This is a genomic window from Aerococcus viridans, from assembly GCF_002871935.1.
Lineage (GTDB): Bacteria > Bacillota > Bacilli > Lactobacillales > Aerococcaceae > Aerococcus > Aerococcus viridans_B.
Genome location: NZ_PNHQ01000040.1, coordinates 1 through 4,209 on the forward strand (window position 1 = coordinate 1; position 4,209 = coordinate 4,209).

Annotated in this window: 2 protein-coding genes and 1 other annotated feature; both genes read left to right on the top strand. The window is 37.9% G+C overall.

The features are described from left to right. Positions 1–195 precede the first annotated feature (195 nt). Positions 196–410 (top strand) — a binding site (T-box leader). An 84-nt stretch (positions 411–494) separates the two neighbouring features. After that, positions 495–2,015, top strand: coding sequence for an ABC transporter substrate-binding protein/permease (locus CJ191_RS09005; protein ID WP_102199567.1), 1,521 nt, complete (start codon positions 495–497; stop codon positions 2,013–2,015). 572 nt (positions 2,016–2,587) lie between these two features. Further along, entirely contained in the window at positions 2,588–4,105 is a 1,518-nt protein-coding gene (locus tag CJ191_RS09010; RefSeq protein WP_102199568.1) for a cell division site-positioning protein MapZ family protein, read from the top strand. The last annotated feature ends 104 nt before the right edge of the window (positions 4,106–4,209 follow it).

A 4,209-nucleotide genomic window follows, 5' to 3' on the forward strand; every position in this document is an offset into this window, starting at 1 on the left:
TAGAGTCTGCTTACGCAAAATATTGAACCGCCGTGTACGGAACCGTACGCACGGTGGTGTGAGAGGTCGGAATCGAAAGATTCCTCCTACTCGATTGTTATGGTGTACGAATATTTTCTCCTAAGAGTGATTGACAAATACCTAGTCATGTCAATATAATGTAGTGGACGTGATATAACCACATACTATTTTAATAAATATTCAATGAAACAAAGAGTAAATTATCGACTGGTATAGCGAGAGGCGTTGGTGTGAGGTCTTACAGAGTAGATAATTGAACCGCATTGTTGAGAAAAATGGCTGAACGATAGTGAGTAGGTCATTTCGCTAATGACGTTACCATTTCAAGTATGGGGGAGTGCAAGCTACCCCATAAAATTAGAGTGGTACCGTGGATCTCCGCCTCTGTTATAGAGGGGGAGATTTTTTTATATCCAAAATAGTAAAGTTGTATGGAAATATATTTAGAAAATGATCTTAAGAGGAGGAAAATGATGAAATATATGAAACAAATCATGTTTGTTTGCCTGACATTTATTCTAGCTATGGTTGGCTTAAGTCAAAATCCAGTGTTAGCTACTGATAGTGGTCAAACAGCGACAGATATTCCAGAAGCAAGTGAAGTGTCTGCACCGGGAGAGGATACTTTATACCAAGACATTCAAGACCGAGGCGTATTACGGGTTGGTACTAACTCGACGTATGCACCTTTTGAATTCTCTATTTTAAAAGACGGGAAAAATCAGGTTGTTGGGTTAGATATCTTTTTGGCACAAAAAATTGCAGATGACTTAGGCGTAGACCTTCAAGTTGTAGATATGGAGTTCTCAAACCTTTTAACATCATTGGATACTGGTCAAATTGATATTGTATTAGCAGGAATGACTTCCACTGAAGAGCGCGCTAAATCAGTAGATTTCTCTGATATTTACCAAGTTTCTGGCCAATCATTTGTGATTCAAGAAAGTAAAGTGAATGAAATTACAGATGATAGCTACTTTTCAAATGGTGGAAAAATCTCGATTGGAGAAGGGACCACACAACAATTACTAGTTGGAGATTATTACCTTAATGCAGAAGTACAAGTAATGCGTACGACAACTGATTCGATTTCAGCTTTAGATTCAGGTTTAGTTGACGGTGTATTATTAGATGAGGACGTAGCCGGAGCGTATGCAGCAGAAAATCCCAATCTAACAGTGATTGAAGCGAATTTACCAATCCAAGACCCTGGTAAGGCAGCTGCCATGCCAAAAGACCAGCCTACATTACAAGCAGCAGTTAACGAATCTATTGCAGATGCTCAAGAACAAGGTTTAATTGATCAATGGTTGGAGGAATCTTATCAAATTATTGAAGACAATCGTCAATCTACTTGGTTAGCCTATGCACCTTACTTTGTGAACGGTCTAAAAACAACCTTAGTCATTTCGGCAATATCAATCTTCTTTGGTCTGATACTTGGTGCAATCTTAGCCCTAATGCGTCTGTCAGAAAATAAACTGGTAGATTTAGTTGCTCAAGCTTACATTGAAGTAGTCCGTGGTACACCATTAATGATTCAAGTGTTATTTATTTACTTAGGTTTTGCTGGCATGTTTGGTTGGACGACCATGACATCTGGTTTGGTGGCAGTATCGCTTAACTCAGGTGCTTATATTGCAGAAATTATCCGCGGAGGGATTAAATCTGTAGATAAAGGACAAGCTGAAGCTGCACGTTCACTTGGTTTAGGGTATTGGACGACGATGCAAAAGGTTATCTTCCCACAATCATTAAGATCTATCTGGCCTTCACTTGGGAATGAATTTGTATCTTTAATCAAAGAATCATCAATCGTATCTACAATTGGTGTTGCGGAATTAACTTTCCAAACTCGAAATGTATCAACAATTACCTTCAATGGTATTATTCCGCTAGTCATCTCAATGGCTATCTACTTCATTCTAACCTTTACACTAACGAAACTATTAAATGTGTATGAACGCAAGATGAATGAGAAATATGCACGATAATTATATAAACTTGGAGTTGTAACAATAGGTTACAGCTCCTTTTTTAGTTCAAATTGGTATTATTTCAACTTTATATTAAACTTGGTTATCATTTAATTAAATATAAAAGTTCTAATTGGAGAAAGGTTATACACTCTAAAATATGGAAAATGATTGCTGGTAACATATTAAATTATATTGATGATGACACCCTTTAGTTGGGTTCGTCAGAGCAGCCAGGTGTCCGCTTCATAAATAGATTGCGTGATGTGCCATCACTACATCTATTTCTTCCATCGTCTCCTGGCTGAACGCTCTGTCTCACACCCTGTTTAGTTGAGCTCCAAATGTCAGACTCGTGCCACTTCAGGATTAGGCTACGTGATTTTTAATCACTCCGTCTAATCCTTCCATTGTTACGAGTCTAAACGACATTTGTCACATCCTATGTTTAGCCTGTTACAGATTGGTTACATGTGTATGACTAATATAAAGATTATATGATAAAGTGCAACAGGTGGTTTTTTTTGTGCGATTGCATGATAACCTTGAAACTAAATAACTGAGATAAAGAAATAGGGGAGGAAGAAAAGGTGCGCAAACGTTTATTTAAAGACAATCGACAAATCGCCTATACTTTGGCTGGTATTGTGATGTGCGTGGTAGCCTTTTTCATCATTCGTGCGTTTACGAATACGAATCGCATGTCTGCAGAAGAAAAAACTGAAACAGTGGCAACGGCAGTAAATGCGCTCTATTTTGATAACTCCTATACTTTCTTAAAAGCGGATATTCAACAAGATGAGATTACTGAATTAACTGAAGAAGTAGACAGTTTAAGAGATAGTGAAGATAAAGATGTCCTTGTTGAACGCATCGCTTCCGTCCAACAACGGTTTGATTTACAAAGTCAGATAAATGATTTATTTGATAAAGCACATTGTGGTCATGGTGAAACAGTAATTAATGGGGCGACGATTAAAGAATATGTCCTCGTAGATGAGGAAGTGACCATTGATGAACTTGATTTACTTCGTGATAACTATGCGAGCCAATTGGCGCATGAAGATGATGGATTCTATCATACAGCCACCACATTGATCGATGAAGCTGAAAACCAAGTCAACATCATTGAAACGTATAGAAATGATTTACTAGCAATTGAAGAAGATCGTTCATTAACTTATGACCGTTTAGAAGATAAGCTCATAGAGATTATTGAACGCGTCAATAAAATTGAAAATCCTTGTTTACAAGATAAACTGTTAGAAATGATTGCAGTAAGTGATGAAGAAGCTACACAAAATATCTTTAACCGCTTAATAAAAGAAGCGGAAGCAGCGAATAAATCGGCTGAAGAACTATCTAAAATTCGTAAGGAAGGTCAAGCAGCCATTAAAGCCTCAAAAAGGCGCATAGCTGATTTACAAGCTAAACGTGAAAAAATTATGGCTTCTAATGATGCATCAGCCACCTTAACCTTACGTCAAACTTCAAATCATCCATCTTTTGGCGTGAATACGAATGTCACTTCTGGTGTATTAGCATCCAAAGAATCTGAGCAAAGTACTTCACGGTCATCAAGTCGTAGCAATGCATCTAGTTCATCTAGGACTGTTGCATCAAGTACTAATGTTGGTTTATCTAGCTCATCAAGTGGTGCTGAATCAACGCCTGCTAGTGAATCATCTACTGATGGTCATTCTAGTGAAGAAATCCCTTCTTCAACAAGTTCATCATCGAGTGATACATCAAGTGCTTTTAGCTCAAGTTCGAGCGTCGCAAGCACAAGTGGTTCAAGTAGCGCATCAACAAGCAGTTCAGGTGATAGTGCTTCAACATCTACTTCAAGCGCTGCTTCCTCATCGAGTGCATCCGAGTCCTCAAGTGATGACTCAGATATTGAAGATGGTGCTGAAAGTGATTCTAGTCAGATGGATGAATCATCATCTTCCTCAAGTAATGGTTCAGTGATAGAAGATAGTGAAACATCATCTGATTCACAACAGCAATCAGCGGTTGAATCAAATACAACAGAACGACCTCAATCATCAGTTGCAAGTGATTCAGTTACTGACTCCAGTCAAATTCCATATGGATCACCAGAATAATGAATAGTTAAAGTTCTTTGGCTCTTCGTCAAATCGGACTGATGAGAATAATTTCCAAGTAATCATTGATTGCTTGGTTTTTTTATTTATCATTCATTTCCATT

Coding starts and splice junctions, on each gene's coding strand:
- CJ191_RS09005 (WP_102199567.1), top strand. CDS start 495: ATGAAATATATGAAACAAATCATGTTTGTTTGCCTGACATTTATTCTA.